The organism is Microtetraspora malaysiensis (assembly GCF_050947145.1).
Classification (GTDB): Bacteria; Actinomycetota; Actinomycetes; order Streptosporangiales; family Streptosporangiaceae; genus Microtetraspora_A; species Microtetraspora_A malaysiensis.
In genome coordinates this window covers 7,001,264-7,017,933 of sequence record NZ_CP191998.1, presented here as the reverse complement: position 1 = coordinate 7,017,933, position 16,670 = coordinate 7,001,264, and the positions used below count along the sequence as shown (strand labels likewise).

Genomic DNA, 16,670 nt, shown 5'->3' with positions numbered 1-16,670 from the left:
GGTCAAGGGGTACGGCGGACGGCGGCCGGGTTGTCCTGTTTCGCCATGAACTCGCGGAAGGTCGCCACCGTGCCCGCCCGATGCTCGCCGAGGCGGCGGATGAGGTCCTCGGTGTCCCGCGCGCGTACCGCGTCGATGATGCCCTGGTGCTCGCGCTCCACCCGCTCCCGGTTGCTCTCCTCGCTGTAGTAGAGGGAGCGGTAGACGTCGCTGGCGTCCCACAGGATGCTCAGGAATCGACGCAGGCGGGGCATCCCGGCGGCGTCGATCAGGGTGAAGTGGAAGCGCCGGTTCGCCGCGGCCATCGCGATGATCTCCCCGGCCTGTCCCGCGGCGACGACGTCGGCGTGGGCGTCCTGCAGCCGCTGGATGTCCTCGTCGGTGATCCGCTCGATCGCGCGCCGCACCGCCTCCTCCTCCAGGATCTGCCTGATGCGGTAGACCTCGAGGAAGTCCTCCAGGGCGAGCTCGGCCACCATGTAGCCGCGCCGGGGACGGTAGATCACCTGGCCCTCGCCCTCGAGGATCTTCAGCGCCTCGCGGATCGGGACCCTGCTCACGCCGAGCTGCTCGGCCAGCGCGTCCTGCCGGATCGCCGAGCCGGGCGCGAGCTGCCCGGTGAGGATCGCCCGGCGCAGCTGCTCCAGCACGTACTGCTGGGTCGTCTGCGGAGGCCTGGCTTCGATGTCCACCCTGTCCTACTCCGTCTCGTGGTCTCACCCGATCGGCCCGCCGGTGCCCGTGACCCCCTGGCTGGGTCGGTCACTTCGCCGGAAGGAACCTGCGGTCCTCGCGAAGCCCGCTCCGCTGGGCCTTCCCTGCGGTCCTCGCTCCCTTCCGCTCCGTTCCCTCGATCCCGATGAACGTTTGCGGACAGCGCACCAGGGGCCGCTGCACGTCCGACTTTAGGGGCTCACGTGTTCGACGCCGTTCGCCCCGAGGCTGGACGCGCGGGACCGTACAAGTAATACTGGATCCAAAATACAATCGGTCAAGCTTTTGTGGAGCGCTGCCGGGCGGTGCTCGACGGCCGAGCACCCCTTGCGACCCTCACCCCTGGAGCAGATCGTCAGCATGAGACTCCGACATCGACCGCACGAGGAGCCCCGATGAGCGGACCGCTCGCCGGCGTCCTGGTGGCCGACTTCTCCCGCGTGCTCGCCGGGCCGTACGCGACCATGCTGCTCGCCGAGATGGGCGCCGACGTCGTCAAGGTGGAGCACCCCGTCCACGGTGACGAGACCCGGGCGTGGGGACCGCCGTACGCGGGCGGCGAGGCCGCCTACTACCTGTCGGTCAACCGCAACAAGCGCGACATCGCCCTCGACCTGAAGCACCCGGAGGGCCGCCGGGTCGCCGCCCTGCTGTGCGAGCGCGCCGACGTGATCATCGAGAACTTCCGGCCCGGCGTCGCCGACCGCCTCGGCATCGGCTACGAGTCCGTACGGCCGCGCAACCCGGGTGTCGTCTACTGCTCGATCACCGGCTTCGGCCGGCAGGACCGGCCGGGCTTCGACGCCGCCGTCCAGGCCGAGAGCGGGCTGATGCACATCACCGGCGACTCCCCGAGCAAGGTCGGCGTCGCCATCGTCGACATCCTCGCCGGGCTCAACGCGGCGGTGGCCATCCTCGGCCCCCTCTACCGGCGGGCGCTCACCGGGACCGGGGCGCGGGTGGAGGTGTCCCTGCTGCACTCCGCCCTGTCGGCGCTGACCAACGTCGCGCAGAGCGCGCTCATCTCGGGCCAGGAGGCGAAGCCGTACGGCAACGCGCATCCGACGATCGTGCCGTACCAGACCTTCGAGGCGGCCGACGGCGGCGTCACCGTCGCGGTCGGGAACGACGCGCTCTACCGCGCCATGTGCGCGGCGATCGGACGCGACGACCTCGCCGCCGACCCCCGCTTCGCCACCAACCCGCTGCGGGTTCGGCACCGGGAGGCGCTGGTCGCCGAGTTGAGCGCGGTCTTCCGCACCCGCCCCGCCGTCGAGTGGACCCGGCTGCTGCAGGACGCGGGCGTGCCGGTCGGGAAGATCCGCGGCGTGCTTGAGGGCATCCGGGCCGCGGAGGACCCAGCGACCGTCACGGTCGAGCATCCGACGGCCGGGCTCCTGGAGCTGCTGCGCACCGGATTCACGCTGACCGGTGACGTCCCGCCGACCCAGCCCCCGCCCCTGCACGGCGAGCACACCAGGGAGCTGCTGGCCGAGCTCGGCCTGACCGGCGACGAGATCCGCCGTCTGGAGGCAGACGGCGTGGCCCGCCAACACCGCCAACACCCCCATGACCGCGACGCCGCGGACCCCGCCCAGAAAGGTATAAACCGGTGAAGACCCCCGACCCGCACGACTTCCTCGCCGTCGACCGCGACCTCACCGAGGAGGAGCGCGCGATCCGCGACACGGTGCGCGCGTACGGCGCCGCCGAGCTGCTCCCGTACGTCGCAGACTGGTTCGAGGCGGGCACCATCCCCGACCCGCGCGCGATCGCCAAGGGCCTCGGCGCGCTCGGCGTGCTCGGCATGCACCTGGACGGGTACGACTGCGCCGGCACGAACGCGGTGAGCTACGGCCTCGCCTGCCGCGAGCTGGAAGCGATCGACAGCGGGCTGCGCAGCTTCGTCTCCGTCCAGGGCTCGCTGGCGATGACCGCGATCCACCGGTACGGCAGCGAGGAGCAGCGGCAGGAGTGGCTGCCCCGGATGGCGTCCGGCGACGCCATCGGCTGCTTCGGGCTGACCGAGCCGGACTCGGGCAGCGACCCCGGTTCGATGCGGACCAGGGCCCGGCGCGACGGCTCCGACTGGGTGCTCGACGGCACCAAGATGTGGATCACCAACGGCTCGGTCGCGGACATCGCGGTCGTGTGGGCCGCCACCGAGGACGGGATCCGCGGGTTCCTCGTGCCGCGGGGCGCCCCCGGCTACTCGACGAACGTGATCCACAAGAAGCTCTCGCTGCGCGCCTCGATCACCTCCGAGCTCGTCCTGGAGGGCGTCCGGCTGCCCGCGGAGGCCATGCTGCCGGGCGCCGAGGGGCTCAAGGCCCCGCTGTCGTGCCTGTCCGAGGCCCGGTACGGGATCGTGTGGGGCGCGGCCGGCGCGGCGCGCGCCTGCTACGAGTCGGCGCTCGACTACGCCCGCGACCGGGTCCAGTTCGGCCGGCCGATCGCCGCCTTCCAGCTCACCCAGCGCAAGCTCGCCGACATGCTGGTGGACGTCAACCACGCGATGCTCACCGCGCTGCAGATCGGCCGCCTCAAGGACGACGGCCTGGCCCACCACTCGCACATCAGCTTCGGCAAGCTCGCCAACGTGCGCGCCGCGCAGCGCGTCGCCGCGCTCGCCCGTGGCATGCACGGCGCCAACGGCATCACGCTGGAATACCCGGTCATGCGGCACATGGTCAACCTCGAATCGGTCGCCACGTACGAGGGGACGGAGGACGTCCACGCCCTGTCCCTCGGGCTGGCGCTGACCGGAACCCCCGCCTTCCGCTGACCCTCGCCGTCCGGGCACGGCAGCTTCGGAGCCGAGCTCCGCGCCGTGCCCGGACGGTTCGGGCTACCGGGCGAGGTGGCGGGTTCTCATCCGATGGCGTAGGCGCGAGTGATCGTCTGGGTCAGACCGGCGCCCGCCGCGTCGGTCACCACCGCGCGGAGGGAGACGAATCCGGCCGTACGCGGGTTCGGCACCATGGCCGTCCATCCCGAAGCGGTGGGGACGACCGGGATACGGCGCCAGTTCGCCCCGTCGTCGGAGGACATCTCCAGCCGGACGGACTTCACTGCGCTCTTGGGAGCCCCCGGGTTGCGCTCGATCCACATGGGCAGCCGGGTCAGTGAACCCGGCTTGGCACGGTTGAGGTCGTCGAGCCCGGCGGGGGCATAGCGCATCGCCATCAGCGGAAGCGCCTGTTCCTTCGCCGTGCTCGCGGACCGGAACGTCCACACGGACTCCACACCGGTGGAGAGCGTGGAGTGCGGCACCTGCCTGCGCATCGACGCGCTCAGCGTGTACGAGGCGGGCTCCGGCGCCAGTTCGGCGTTGAGCGAGCACGACTCCGGCTCAAAGACCGCGCAGTCGGCGAGATCCGTTTTGGCGAGCACCTGCCCGTCTTTGGCGAGGGTGGCGGTTCCGGTGGCCGCGTTGTCCCCGCCGACCCTTCCCTCGGCGCCGTCCGAGAAGAGCGTGCCTCCGAAGAAGGTCAGCGTTTCGCCGATACGGCTGCCGCCGGAAACGGTGAAGGACGGGCCGGTCACCGCGGTGTTCCACACCTCTTGGGTGTGCCCGCGCTTCTTTGCCCTGCCATCATCGGCCAGGTAGGCCGATCCGACCTCGAGCCCGCTGTCCCAGACCAGGCCCGGCGTCCGGTAATGGGTGAGCGTGCCCGGCAGGCTCACATCCTGACCCAGCCACGACATGAAACTGAGGTCGCCCAATCGTGGCCCGGCGAACGGTGTGCCCTGGGCCGCCACGCCGGATGCGCGATAGGTCACGGTCACCTTCGCGAGGTCCTTCTGCCTGACGGCGTACGTGGGATCCTCGGGCAGCCCGTCGGCGTGGCGGTTGACGAGGTCGTAGACGTAGGGGCTCGGGGAAACATCCTTGCTTCCCCAGAGCGTCCTGAGCATGAAGCGCAGTCCCGCCAGGCGCGCCGGGACGACGTAGAACTCTGATTCGGGGTTGGACGATGACCAGGCCATCTTCCACGGCCCGTAGTCAAGCCGGAAATCGAAGCCGCTCTGCTGCGCCGCGGTCGGATCGTCCAGCGTGGTCTGCGCCCGCTTGCCGCGACGCGCGTCGATCGTCAGCTCCTGGTCGGCGTTGTCGACCTTCAGGGCGGTATGGGCGACCGTGATGGTCCTTTGGAAGAATTCCGCGTAGAGATTCCACTCGCCCTTGGGCAGCCGAACCTCGGCGACGCCGTCCTGGGAGAACACGTCACGGACGACGCCCGTCTTCGGGTCGTAGAACTGAGCGTAGGCGTCGGCCGGCTCGCCCTGCCTGTCGATGGTCTTGATGGTGACGTTGTAGGACTCCGGCTCGACGTACGCACCCGCCAGGGTGCGGATCACGGTATCGCCCGAGGTGGCGGTGATCGTCCCGACATAGTCGCCGGGGGCTTTGCCGTTCGCGTCGATGGTGAGCGTGACCGACGCCTGTCCGGCGGCGGGCACCTCGATCCGCTGGGCGGAGAGCTTCAGCACGTCGCCCTCGCTGGCGAGGTCGAGGCTGACCGGGGCGTCGCCGGAGTTGGTGTAGGTGATGGTCCCGGTCTTCGTGCGTTCGTCCGGGCCGTCCCAGGGGAAGGCGGCCCAGGTGTCCGCCGTCTGGGCCACCACGTTCTGGGCGAGCGCGCGCACCAGGTCCACTCGTCCGGTCCCCTGCTGGTACGGCGTGGCACCCGGCGAAGGAGCGGCGCTGCCGGCCAGCGCGGCCTTGAGCTGCCGGCCGGTCCAGTCAGGATGCCGCTGGGCGAGGATGGCCGCGGCCCCGGCCACGTGCGGCGCGGCCATGGAGGTGCCGCTCTTCGCGACGTGTGTGTCGTCGGCGGTGCCGGCGGCCGCCGCCGCGACGATGCCGACGCCCGGTGCGGTGAGGTCCGGTTTGACGGCGTGGTCGCCCAGGCGGGGGCCGGTGCTGGAGAACGGGGCCACCCGGTCCTTCCTGTCGACGGCGCCGACGGTGAGGGCGGCGTCCGCGCTGCCGGGGCTCATCACCGGGTCCCGGAAGGTGTTTCCCGACGCCACGACGAACAACGTGCCCGTCCGCTCGGACAGCGTGTTCACCGCCTGTTCCACGGGGTCGATCTCGGGGGTGTCGGGGGAGCCCATGCTGAAGTTGACGACCTTGGCCTTGACCTCGACGGCGGCCCACTCCATGCCCGCGATGATGGCGGACTCCGAGGCGCCGAAGCTGCCGCCCACCTTTCCGATGGCCAGCCGTGTGCCGGGGGCCACGCCCCGGTACTTCTCTCCGTTACCTGCGACGATCGAGGCGACATGGGTGCCGTGGCCGACGTTGTCTCGGATGTCGGGCTCGTCGCTGAAGTTGCGCTCCTGCGCCACCACGCCCTTCAGGTCGGGATGGTCGGGGTCGTAGCCGGAGTCGAGAACGGCGACCGTGACGCCCTCGCCGGTCATGCCCTGCTTCCACGCTTCGGTGGCGCCGATCTGCTTGACGCTCTGGTCGAGGCTGTAGGACAGGCGGCCGTCCAGCCAGATCTTCGTCGTGCCCGCGGCCAGAGTACGGGGGCCCGCTGTCAGGTCCTTCCAGGTCTGAGCCGCGCCGCTCTTGGGCACGCGAAGCGTGGTCATGCCGAGGCCGGCGAGCTGCCGGGCGCCCTGCGCGCCCCTGAGCGCAGGGGTCGGGCCCGTGCCCGACTGGGTGATCAGCGGGATGTCCGGCGTGTCGGCGTCGCCGTAGTGCCATTCCAGGAGTTGGGTGACGTCGAACAGCCGATCGTCGAGCAGGCCCTGGGCGACCAGGGGCCTGGCGTCCGACGGGATCACGTACAGGTGATCGCCGCGGACCTGTCTCATGAACGCCACCTGCCGGCCGGGGCCGGGTTCCACCCGGTAGCTCTTGCCGGTGACCACGACCCGGTCGCCGGTGATCAGCGTTACGCCGCCCGCCTTTCCGAGCCTCGGCTGCACGGTGTCGGCTTGCGGGCCGTGTACCGGCACGACGCCGAGCGTCCCTGCCAGGAGGGCGGCGACGAGGCCATTGCCTAAGATCATGGGTTGCCTTTCGGGGATGGGGATCGATCGTCCCGTTCTGGGGACAAGAACCGCCCAAAACGGGAATGATCTTTTGGGCGCGCGAAGGACCATACTCCGTTCAACGGAGTATGGTCAATGTGTGCCGCGTCCCGATGAAAGGCGCATGGCCCGCGCCGCGTGACGCGGCGCGGGCCATTTGGAGAGGAGGTCAGGCCCGGGAGATGCGGACGGCGTCGGCGATGACGTAGCCCGTGCCCGAGGTCCAGCGGCTGACGCCGACGGCGTTGTACGTGCCGGCGCTGAGGGAGAACGTCCCCAGGCTGCGCCACGAGCCGCCGCCCGAACGCTGGTCGACGTAGACCGTCTGGTTACCGCCCGACGCCGCCACGATGTACGGCGCCGAGGAGTTGTAGCCGGGGTCGGCCGGATACCACACCTCGACCTTGTACGTGCCGGCGCTGGGGATGCTGGCCTGGTACCAGGCCGGGTCGCTCGCCGCCACAGGGTTGGCGAAGCGGTAGTCGGCGCCGTAACGCTGGCTGGAGTACGCCGAGGTGCCCCAGTTCGCGCTCGCCGAGAACCCGGCGCTGGAGTTGTCGATCGTGGCCGACCACGGCGGGGTGCCGCCGCCGGTCACGTAGTTCATGTACGTGGTCCAGTTCCAGTACGAGCCGGGGTCGGTGTGCGTGGCGCCAGGCACCTCGTTGTGCCCGATGATGTGCGCGCGGTCCTTCGGGATGCCGTACTTGTCGCAGATGGCGCGGGTCAGGGCCGCCGAGGCGCGGTACATGGCGTCGGTGAACCACGAGGCTTCGCTGATGTAGCCCTCGTGCTCGATGCCGATGGAGCGGGTGTTGTAGGACCAGCTGCCCGCGTGCCAGGCGACGTCCTTCTCGCGGACCATCTGCGTGATCTCGCCGTTCGACGACTTGACCACGTAGTGGGCCGACACCTGCGCGCTGGGGTTCTGGAACCAGGAGATGGAGCCGGCGTACGAGCCCTGGGTCACGTGGATGACCACGCGGTCGATGGCGTAGGCCGACGGACGGCTGGAGGCCGTGTAGTTGCTGGAGCTGGCCGCGACCCAGTTCGCGGGCGGATAGTCGGCGCTGAGTATGCCCGCCGCCGCGTTCGGGTCGACCGCCGCGTTCAGGTCGCGTGCCTTGGCGTACTCGCCGCGGTCGGCGGTGACCTCCTGCGGCTTGACGCTGACGCCGCGGGTGTCGATCCCGAGCCCGATCTGCTCGTAGACGGCGTCGGCGTAGAGGCGGGCGACCTCCGGCGTGGACGCGTTGCCGTACTTGGCGACGGCCTGGTACCAGCGGCCGGCGTCCTTCCTGGCCGCCTCGTCGAGGCCGAGCTCGTCGGCGTACGCGCGCAGCACGGCGGCGCCGCCCATGATGTTGGCCTCGGTGTCGGTGCGGAGCTTCCCGGACGGCAGTCCGGTCAGCTCGGCGGCCTTCTCCAGGGCGTGGGTGGTGGGGTTGCTGACCAGATGCATGACGCCGTAGCCGCCGCTCGCGCTCGGCTTGCCCTCGTGGGCGTCCAGGTGGGTCTCGGCGTAGGCGACGGCGACGAGCAGGTCGCGCGGCACGTCCCGCGCCGCGGCCGCGCGGTCGAACGCCGCCGGGAGCGGGGTCTCCCGGTCCGCCACCGCGGGCTGGCCGGCGAGGACGACGAGTGCGGCGACGGCGGATGCGGCGACAGCGGTTAACCGGGCAATGGGGGGTGTCATGTGGAGCTCCTGTCCGGGGGTAACGGCTGCACCGTATGTCACTCCTGACACGATGTCGATAATTGACAAACGATCTGTGTTAGGTGAAAATTTTCGCCCTCATCGCCGCCGAGCGTGCTGATCCTTCACGCGGGCCCCCTGAGATTTGGGTCCACGGATCCTGTGAAGACTATTGCGCTCGCTTTGCAATTTATTGAAACTTCTTTTCGTGACCGCGCTGCTGCGTACCCTCCTGGCGGTGTTCACCGTCGCGATCGTCAACCTCGTCGTCCCGACCTCAGCCGTGACCCCCGCCGCCGCCGCGGCCTGCGCCACCGACCCCGCGACCCCGAAGCGACAGCTCCGCGCCATGTGGATCTCTTCGGTGGCCAACATCGACTGGCCCAGCCGGACCGGCCTGAGCGTCTCGGCGCAGCAGGCCGAGCTGCGCTCCTGGCTCGACCTGGCCGTCAGCAGGCGGATGAACGCCGTGATGATCCAGGTCAGGCCCACCGCCGACGCCTTCTGGCCCTCGTCGTACGAACCGTGGTCGCAATGGCTGACCGGCACACAGGGCGGCGACCCCGGATACGACCCCCTGGCGTTCATGGTGGCCGAGGCGCACGCGCGCAACCTGGAGCTGCACGCCTGGTTCAACCCGTACCGGGTCGCGAACCACGACGACCCGACCAAGCTGATCTCGACCCACCCGGCGCGCCAGCACCCCGGCTGGCGCTTCGCCTACGGCGGCAAGCTCTACTACAACCCGGGCATCCCGGAGGTCCGCACGTTCATCGAGGACGCGATCATGGACGCGGTCAGCCGGTACGACATCGACGGCGTCCACCTCGACGACTACTTCTACCCCTATCCGGTGAGCGGCGAGACGATCCCCGACGCCGCCGCCTTCAGCCAGTACGGCGGGGGCTTCTCCGACATCGGCGACTGGCGCCGCGACAACGTCAACCGGCTCGTGCGTGAGCTGGACCAGCGCATCCACGCGGCCAAGCCGTGGGCTGCCTTCGGCGTCAGCCCGTTCGGCATCTGGCGCAACTCGTCCACCGACCCGCTCGGCTCCCGCACGTCGGGCCTGCAGTCCTACGACGCCATCTACGCCGACAGCCGGCAGTGGGTGAAGCAGGGCTGGGTGGACTACATCGCGCCGCAGATCTACTGGCACATCGGGTACGCCCCCGCCGCCTACGACGTGCTCACCGGGTGGTGGTCCGACGTCGTCAAGGGGACCGGCGTCCAACTCGTCGTCGGCCAGGCCGTCTACCGGGTCGGCGCGAGCGGGCAGGACGCGGCCTGGCAGAGCCCCGCCGAGCTCAGCAACCACCTCTACGAGAACAGGAAGCACCCCGAGGTCGCCGGCGACGTGTACTTCAGCGCCAAGGACGTCAAGGCGGACCGGATCGGCGGCTTCTCCGCCCTCGCCTCCGCGCACTACTCCAAGCCCGCGCTCCTGCCCGCCCGCGGCACCGGAAGCGCGCCCGCCGCCCCCACGATCACCTCGGCCACCCGGACGTCGAACGCCGTCGCCCTCTCCTGGCAGGCCACCGGCTCGCCGACCTCGTACGCGGTCTACCGGGTCGCGGGCGCCCCCACCACGACCGATCCGTGCTTCTTCGCGGACGCCCGCAACCTCATCGCGACGACCCGGCAGACCAGCTACACCGACACCACGCCCGGGGACACCGCCACCTACTACGTCACCGCCCTCGACCGGTGGCAGCAGGAGAGCGCGCCCAGCGCGGGCAAGTCGGTCGGCTCTTCCGGCGCGTTCAGCGTCGTCGTGGACAACTCCGACCCGTCCTTCGCCGCCGGCTCCGCCTGGGGCACCTCGGCCTACTCCTCCCAGGCGTACGGCGCCGACTACCGCTTCGCCTCCCCGGTGGCCGCCAGCGACCCGGCCTGGTTCACCGCCGCCATCCCCGGCGCGGGCAGCTACCGCGTGGAGGTCTGGTATCCGGCCAACTCCGGCTACAACAGCGCGACGCCGTACATCGTGGCGACGAGCGGTGGCAACCAGACGGTGCCGGTGGACCAGCGCACGGGCGGCGGCCAATGGCGCTCGCTCGGCACGTTCACCCTCGCCGCCGGGACGTACAAGGTGGTGGGCGTGAGCCGGTGGACCTCCACCACGGGCTACGTCATCGCCGACGCCGTCCGCATCACCAAGCTCTGATCCTCCTCGCCGATCACACCGCGTCGGTTCACGTACCCTTCGGCGTGGACCGACGCGGAGGAGCGGGGATGAATCGTGGAGCGATGCCGGACCAGGCGATCGCCGGGCGCCTGATCGGGATCCCCGCCGGGGAGATCGTTCTGCGGGATGAGGGTACGAAGACACGGTGGACGGTCGAGGTCGCGGCCTTCCGGCTGGCTCCCCACCCCGTCACCCGCGAGCTGTACCACGCGGTCGTGGGCGAGGCTCCCGAGAGCCCGGCCGGGCCGCGCACGCCGGTGACCGACGTCTCCTGGCTGGACGCCGTCCGGTTCTGCAACCTGCTCTCCCGGGCGGAGGGGCTCGACCTCTGCTACACGATCGGGAGCGATCCCGACGGGCAGGACGTGGTCTGCGACTGGGCGGCCGACGGCTACCGCCTCCCGTCCGAGGCGGAGTGGGAGTACGCCTGCCGGGCCGGGACCTCCGGCGTCCGGTACGGAGAGCTGGACGAGATCGCCTGGTACCGGGGGAACTCCGGCGGCGAGGTCCACGACGTCGCCACCCGGGCGCCGAACGCCTGGGGCCTGCACGACATGATCGGCAACGTGTGGGAGTGGTGCTGGGACGTCTACGACCCCACCGTCTACGGCCCGTACCGCGTGTTCCGCGGGGGCGGCGTGTACGACCACCCCCGTGGATGCCGGGCGTCCTGCCGCCGCAAGAGCCACCCCACCTTCCGCATCGACGACCTCGGCTTCCGCCTGGCCCGGTCGCGCTGAACGCCGGACCGCCGAACTCGCCGGCCGGAGCTCAGCGCGTCCCCCGTTCGGCGGTCACGCCGAGCGCGTGGCCGGCGTGGTCGGCCAGGGTCACCGCGACGAGCCGCGCCTGGAGCGAAGGCCTGCTGCCGGGCGCGGGCCGGAGCATGAACCGCCCGTAGAAACGGCCGTTGGCGAACGTGCGCAGCTCGATCTCCTGATCGGGGAGCCCCTTCCGCTCCACGTCCCAGTGCCTGCGGCCCACGGTCACGGTGCCGTCCTGTTCGAGGCGCGGCGGATGGCCGAGCAGGGTTCCGTACTCGAACCGGCAGTCGCGCAGATGGAGGAGGTCGGTGAGGTGCTCCTGCACGGCGGTGACCACGGCGGCGGACGAGGTGGCGGACTGGGACAGCGCGGCGACCTCGTGGACGCGGGCGAGGTAGTCGGCGTCGGTGACCGTGATCACCTTCAGGCGGCGGGCCCAGGCGGCCAGTTGTGAGGTCACCAGCCCGACGACGAGCAGCAGGACCGCCGTCTGGACGTCCGCCGCCTTGACGATGGTGAACCGTTCGTACGGCTGGGTGAAGAAGAAGTCGAACCAGACGGCGGCCGAAACCGCCGCGAGCGCTCCGGCGAGGCGGTTCCCCGTGGTGGCGACGGCCACCACGGCCACGACGAGGATGAGCGCGACGTTCGTGTTGGAGAGGGCCCCGCGGAAGGGCACGATGATCGCCGCGACGACGAGGGGGAGCAGCACCGCGGCGACGACCGCCGCGAGGTCCCGGTTCAGGAAGCGAGGCATGGGTCATCACCCCTCTCTCTGTCTAGCACGGCGGCCAGGCGATCAACCGAGCGCGTGGCGCAGTCCGTCCGCCAGCGGGCCGAGTGACAGGACGGGCAGGTAGCCGAGAGCGCCGACGATCAGCGCGGCGGTGACGGTCATCAGCGCGAACACCGGGCCGTGGCTGGGGAGCGTGCCCGCCGTGGCGATCCCCCGGGGCCGGCCGGCCAGCATCCCGGCGAGGGCGACGACGAAGATCATCGGCAGGTAGCGGCCGGCGAGCATGGCGATCGCGAGGGCGATCTGGAAGAAGGTGCCGCCGGAGTTCAGCCCGGCGAACGCGCTCCCGTTGCCGGCCGCGGCGCTGGTGAAGGCGTACACGACCTCGGAAACGCCGTGCGCGCCCGGGTTGCCCGCCGCCGTGCGCGCGTTCGACGTGCCCACGGCGAGGGCGGACCCGACGAGCACGGCGGCCGGGGTGACGAGGTGGTAGAGGACCACCGCCTTCATCTCCCGGCCGCCGATCTCCTTGCGCAGGTATTCCGGAGTGCGCCCGACCATGAGACCGCCCAGGAAGACCGCGATCAGCGAGATCATCAGCAGCCCGTACAGGCCGCTGCCGCAGCCGCCCGGGCTGATCTCGCCGAGCATCATGCCGGCCATCAGCACCCCGCCGCCCAGACTGGTGAAGCTGCCGTACGCGGAGTTCGCCGCGCCGTCGGCGGAGGAGGTCGCGGTGACGCCGAACAGGGTGCTTCCCGGCACGCCGAAACGGGTCTCGGTGCCCTCCGCCGCCGCGCCCACCGCGGTGGGGACCGTGCCCGGGTGGGCGTTCTGCACCACTCCGGCGCAGACGGTCGCGAGCAGGAAGAGGACGCCCGCCACGGCGAGGAGCGTCCAGCCCTGCCGCCGATCGCCGACCAACCGGCCGAACATGCGGATGAAACCGGCCGGCACCAGCACCATCAGCACGATCGCGATCACGTTGCTGAGCTGGGTGGGATTCTCGAACGGGTGGGCGCTGTTCGCGTTGAAGAACCCGCCGCCGTCGCCGGACATCAGCTTGATCGCCTCCCAGGAGGCGACCGGACCGGCCGGGATCGTCTGCCGGCCGCCGGCCGGTGTGGTCACCGTCCCCAGCGTGCCGTCGAGGTTCTGTATGACGCCGAGCGCCACCAGGACGAGGGCGAACACCAGGGACAGGGGCAGCAGGACGCGGACGACGCTCCGTACGAGATCGACCCAGAAGTTCCCGATGCGGTCGGTACGCTGCCGGTCCAGCCCCCGGACGAGCGCGACCCCGGCGGCCATGCCCACGCCCGCGCTCGCGAACGCCTGCACGCCCAGGCCGGCCGCCAGCGCGAGGTGGCCCATCGCGGCCTCCCCGGAGTAGCTCTGCCAGCTCGTGTTGGTGGTGAAGCTGACGGCGGTGTTGAACGCGGCCGCCGGGGAGAGCCCGGTGCGGCCGAGGGACAGCGGGAGCACCGGCTGTACCCGCAGAACGATGTACAGCAGCAGTACGCCGACGCCGGAGAACGCGAGAAGAGCCCCCAGGTAGTGCGGCCAGCGTTGGTCGTTGTCCGGATCGACCCCGCACAGCCGGTAGATCACCCTCTCGACCCGCCAGTGCCGGGCGTCGGTGTAGACGCGGGCCAGGTAGTCGCCGAGGGGGACGTGCAGCGCGACGATCACCACCACGACGAACGCGGCCTGCGGCCACCCGGTCATCCCGCGGGGTCCGGACGGGACGCGGAGGCGCGGAGAGCCGGGCCGTGCGCGGACGCGGTGGAGATCGCTGACATCGCCTGCTCCTCGTCTGCCCCTCGCCGAAACGATCATGTGTTGCCGCGGCGCTCCGCCGTCCGGTCAGCGGATGGAAGCGCTCCTGACGTCGCACGCGGCGTCGTGACGCCGGGTACATACCCCGGCTGACGACAGGCCGGGCGCGCGTGCGCCGATGACGTGGGTGACGTGGGTGACATACGCGTTCTTGGCGCCCCTCGCGACGGCGGCCGTTCGGCGGGAATCTCGGAAGCGCAGGAGGAAAGTTTTAAATCAATTGATTGACTTAAGCTGACTCGACGGATTTACTCATCACACATAAGTGGTCAAATCGGGAGGGTTCCAGGTGAGCGAAGACGACGGCCTGATCGTCGGCGGGCCGCGGGACGTCCCGGAGCGGTGGTGACCATGGCGGTCCGGGCCGAGCGGGTCAGCGCGACCCGCGAGCAGATCCTCACGGCGGCGGAGCGGCTGTTCGCCGAGCACGGGGTGTTCACGGTGTCCAACCGGCGGGTCAGCGAGGCCGCCGGGCAGGGCAACAACACCGCGGTCGGCTACCACTTCGGGACGAAGGCGGATCTGGTCCGCGCGATCGTACGCGGGCACGCCGAGCGGATGGAGGCCGTCCGCCGCCGGATGCTGGCCGAGATCGACGGCTCCACCGAGGTGCGGGACTGGGTGGCCTGCCTGGTACGCCCGCTCACCGAACATCTGGCCGCGTTGGGAAACCCCACCTGGTTCGCTCGCTTCGGCGCCCAGGTGATGACCGACCCCGCGCTGCGCGAAATCATGATCGTCGAGGCGCTCACCTCGCCCACGCTGCTCCGGATCCTCGATGGGCTGAACGCCTGCCTGCCCAGGCTGCCGGTCGAGGTGCGGGCCGAGCGCGGCGAGATGACCAGCCAGTTGATGGTGCACATCTGCGCCGAGCGCGAGCGCGCCCTCGCCGAGGGACGGCCGACCCCCCGCTCCAGCTGGCACGACGCCGCGACCGGCCTGATCGACGCGATCACCGGCCTGTGGGCGGCGCCCGTCACCCTGGGCGGGGAGACGCCCCGAAGCGGCCAGGAACCGACATGAAGATCAGCGTGGACGAGGCAGCCGAGAGCGCTTGAGCGCTCCCTCCACCGTCGCGGGCGGACCGGAGCCATGCCGTCCGGCCTCGTTCCGTGCCGACCCCTTGTGAGCCGACCCGTTGTGAAAGGACGCAAGCGATGACCGAAACCGTGAATCCGGCCGAGGTTCCGCAGTTCCCCGGCGCCCGGGCGGCGAGCTGCCCGTTCGACCCGCCACCGGTCCTGCACGCGTTGCAGGAGCAGGGACCGCTGGCGAAGGTCAAGGTGTGGGACGGCAGCACGCCGTGGCTGGTGACCCGCTATGAGGAGCAGCGGGCGCTGCTCGCCGACCCGAGGGTCAGCGCCGACGTCACCCGCCCCGGCTACCCGAGATCGGCCCCGGTCGTGTCCAGGAACGGCTCGGCCATCAGCTTCATCCTGATGGACGATCCCGAGCACGCCCGGCTGCGCCGCATGGTGCAGGCGCCGTTCACCGTCCGGCGGATCGAGACGCTGCGCCCGGCCGTGCAGAAGATCGTGGACGGCCGGATCGACGACATGCTGGCCGGTCCGAACCCGGTGGACCTGGTCGAGGCGTTCGCCCTGCCGGTGCCGTCCCTGGTGATCTGCGAACTGCTCGGCGTCCCCTACGCCGACCACGAGTTCTTCCAGGACAACAGCAAGATTCTCATCAGGCGTGAGGCCGACCCCGAGGAGCGCGCCGCCGCGTTCGCCCGGCTGGTCGGGTACCTGGACGATCTGGTCGGGCAGAAGCTCGACCACCCCGGCGAGGACCTGCTCTCCCGGCTGGCCGAGCGGATCAAGGCCGGCGAGCTGACCCGGCCGGAGGCCGCCCGGATGGGGGTGCTGCTGCTGGTCGCCGGACACGAGACCACCGCGAACATGATCGCGCTCGGCACGCTCGCCCTGCTGGAGCACCCCGACGAGCTCGACCTGCTCCGCCGTACGGACGATCCGAAGCTGATCGCCGGGGCGGTGGAGGAGCTGCTGCGCTACCTCAACATCACGCACAGCGGACGCCGCCGGGTCGCCCTGGAGGACATCGAGATCGGCGGCCAGGTCATCCGCGCCGGCGACGGGCTGATCCTGGCCAACGACATCGGCAACCGCGACCCCGTGGCCTTCCCGGACCCCGACCGGCTGGACCTGCGGCGCGACGCCCGCCGCCACGTCGCCTTCGGCTTCGGCGTCCACCAGTGCCTGGGCCAGCCGCTGGCCCGCATGGAGTTGCAGGTCGCCTACGGCACGCTCTACCGGCGCGCCCCCACGCTGCGGCTGGCTACGGAGCTGGAGCGGATCCCGTTCAAGCACGACGGCCAGGTCTACGGCGTCTACGAGCTCCCCGTGGCCTGGTGACCGACGTCGCCGGCCCGGCATCCCCATCGGCGGAAGGTGAGAGGAACCCGTGAAGATAGTCATCGACCAGGACAGGTGCATCGCCTCCGGGCAGTGCGTGTCCGCCGTCGGCGAGGTGTTCGACCAGCGCGACGAGGACGGCGTCGTGGTGCTGCTCGACCCCACCCCGCCCGCCGACCTGGCCGCCGCCGTCCGGCAGGCCGCGGCCGTGTGCCCCGCGCGGGCCATCCGCGTCGAGGAGTAGGGGGCCACCGGCAACCGGACACGTCCTCAACCGGGCGGCGCAGGACCGGTGCCGAACCGGCAACAC

At 70.9% G+C, this 16,670-nt stretch carries 12 protein-coding genes; 7 read left to right on the top strand and 5 right to left on the bottom strand.

What is annotated here, in order from left to right:
• Nucleotides 1-2: 2 nt before the first annotated feature.
• Nucleotides 3-692: a GntR family transcriptional regulator gene (locus tag ACQP1V_RS33035; RefSeq protein ID WP_433414079.1), complete on the bottom strand. Its 690-nt coding sequence runs from the start codon at nt 690-692 to the stop codon at nt 3-5.
• A gap of 417 nt (nt 693-1,109) precedes the next feature.
• On the opposite strand from ACQP1V_RS33035, the gene ACQP1V_RS33030 reads away from it, so the two are divergent.
• Together ACQP1V_RS33030 and ACQP1V_RS33025 are read left to right on the top strand one after the other, a co-directional pair.
• Nucleotides 1,110-2,330: a CaiB/BaiF CoA transferase family protein gene (locus tag ACQP1V_RS33030; protein ID WP_433414077.1), complete on the top strand. Its 1,221-nt coding sequence runs from the start codon at nt 1,110-1,112 to the stop codon at nt 2,328-2,330.
• Nucleotides 2,327-3,499, top strand: a complete 1,173-nt coding sequence (locus ACQP1V_RS33025) for an acyl-CoA dehydrogenase family protein (RefSeq protein WP_433414075.1) — start codon at nt 2,327-2,329, stop codon at nt 3,497-3,499. Before ACQP1V_RS33030 ends, ACQP1V_RS33025 begins: the two co-directional genes overlap by 4 nt.
• A gap of 86 nt (nt 3,500-3,585) precedes the next feature.
• Here ACQP1V_RS33025 and ACQP1V_RS33020 read toward each other — a convergent pair whose 3' ends face one another.
• Nucleotides 3,586-6,741 carry a S8 family serine peptidase gene (locus ACQP1V_RS33020; protein WP_433414073.1) on the bottom strand — a complete coding sequence of 1,052 codons (3,156 nt, stop codon included), beginning with the start codon at nt 6,739-6,741 and terminating at the stop codon, nt 3,586-3,588.
• A gap of 190 nt (nt 6,742-6,931) precedes the next feature.
• Nucleotides 6,932-8,458: an N-acetylmuramoyl-L-alanine amidase gene (locus ACQP1V_RS33015; protein ID WP_433414071.1), complete on the bottom strand. Its 1,527-nt coding sequence runs from the start codon at nt 8,456-8,458 to the stop codon at nt 6,932-6,934.
• 208 nt (nt 8,459-8,666) lie between these two features.
• Between ACQP1V_RS33015 and ACQP1V_RS33010 the strand changes: the two genes are divergently transcribed.
• Nucleotides 8,667-10,625, top strand: coding sequence for a family 10 glycosylhydrolase (locus ACQP1V_RS33010; RefSeq protein ID WP_433414069.1), 1,959 nt, complete (start codon nt 8,667-8,669; stop codon nt 10,623-10,625).
• A gap of 68 nt (nt 10,626-10,693) precedes the next feature.
• The gene (locus tag ACQP1V_RS33005; RefSeq protein ID WP_433414067.1) at nt 10,694-11,386 is read left to right on the top strand and encodes a formylglycine-generating enzyme family protein; all 693 of its coding nucleotides are present in this window, start codon (nt 10,694-10,696) and stop codon (nt 11,384-11,386) included.
• A gap of 31 nt (nt 11,387-11,417) precedes the next feature.
• Here the strand turns inward: ACQP1V_RS33005 and ACQP1V_RS33000 are convergent, their stop codons facing one another.
• Together ACQP1V_RS33000 and kdpA are read right to left on the bottom strand one after the other, a co-directional pair.
• Nucleotides 11,418-12,167, bottom strand: coding sequence for a DUF4118 domain-containing protein (locus ACQP1V_RS33000; protein ID WP_433414065.1), 750 nt, complete (start codon nt 12,165-12,167; stop codon nt 11,418-11,420).
• Between the two features lie 42 nt (nt 12,168-12,209).
• On the bottom strand, nt 12,210-13,874 hold the full coding sequence (kdpA, locus tag ACQP1V_RS32995) for a potassium-transporting ATPase subunit KdpA (RefSeq protein ID WP_433414063.1): 1,665 nt from the start codon (nt 13,872-13,874) through the stop codon (nt 12,210-12,212).
• A gap of 462 nt (nt 13,875-14,336) precedes the next feature.
• On the opposite strand from kdpA, the gene ACQP1V_RS32990 reads away from it, so the two are divergent.
• The 3 genes from ACQP1V_RS32990 to ACQP1V_RS32980 all read left to right on the top strand — a co-directional run bounded on the left by ACQP1V_RS32990 (nt 14,337) and on the right by ACQP1V_RS32980 (nt 16,604).
• Nucleotides 14,337-15,008 carry a TetR/AcrR family transcriptional regulator gene (locus ACQP1V_RS32990; RefSeq protein ID WP_433426040.1) on the top strand — a complete coding sequence of 224 codons (672 nt, stop codon included), beginning with the start codon at nt 14,337-14,339 and terminating at the stop codon, nt 15,006-15,008.
• 134 nt (nt 15,009-15,142) lie between these two features.
• Nucleotides 15,143-16,360, top strand: a complete 1,218-nt coding sequence (locus ACQP1V_RS32985) for a cytochrome P450 (RefSeq protein ID WP_433414062.1) — start codon at nt 15,143-15,145, stop codon at nt 16,358-16,360.
• Between the two features lie 49 nt (nt 16,361-16,409).
• Complete coding sequence (locus ACQP1V_RS32980) at nt 16,410-16,604, top strand: ferredoxin (protein WP_061254207.1); 195 nt, start codon at nt 16,410-16,412, stop codon at nt 16,602-16,604.
• Nucleotides 16,605-16,670 lie beyond the last annotated feature (66 nt).

Coding starts and splice junctions, on each gene's coding strand:
- ACQP1V_RS33030 (WP_433414077.1), top strand. CDS start 1,110: ATGAGCGGACCGCTCGCCGGCGTCCTGGTGGCCGACTTCTCCCGCGTG.
- ACQP1V_RS33020 (WP_433414073.1), bottom strand. CDS start 6,741: ATGATCTTAGGCAATGGCCTCGTCGCCGCCCTCCTGGCAGGGACGCTC.
- ACQP1V_RS33015 (WP_433414071.1), bottom strand. CDS start 8,458: ATGACACCCCCCATTGCCCGGTTAACCGCTGTCGCCGCATCCGCCGTC.
- ACQP1V_RS33005 (WP_433414067.1), top strand. CDS start 10,694: ATGAATCGTGGAGCGATGCCGGACCAGGCGATCGCCGGGCGCCTGATC.
- ACQP1V_RS33000 (WP_433414065.1), bottom strand. CDS start 12,167: ATGCCTCGCTTCCTGAACCGGGACCTCGCGGCGGTCGTCGCCGCGGTG.
- kdpA (WP_433414063.1), bottom strand. CDS start 13,874: ATGACCGGGTGGCCGCAGGCCGCGTTCGTCGTGGTGGTGATCGTCGCG.
- ACQP1V_RS32990 (WP_433426040.1), top strand. CDS start 14,337: ATGGCGGTCCGGGCCGAGCGGGTCAGCGCGACCCGCGAGCAGATCCTC.
- ACQP1V_RS32985 (WP_433414062.1), top strand. CDS start 15,143: ATGACCGAAACCGTGAATCCGGCCGAGGTTCCGCAGTTCCCCGGCGCC.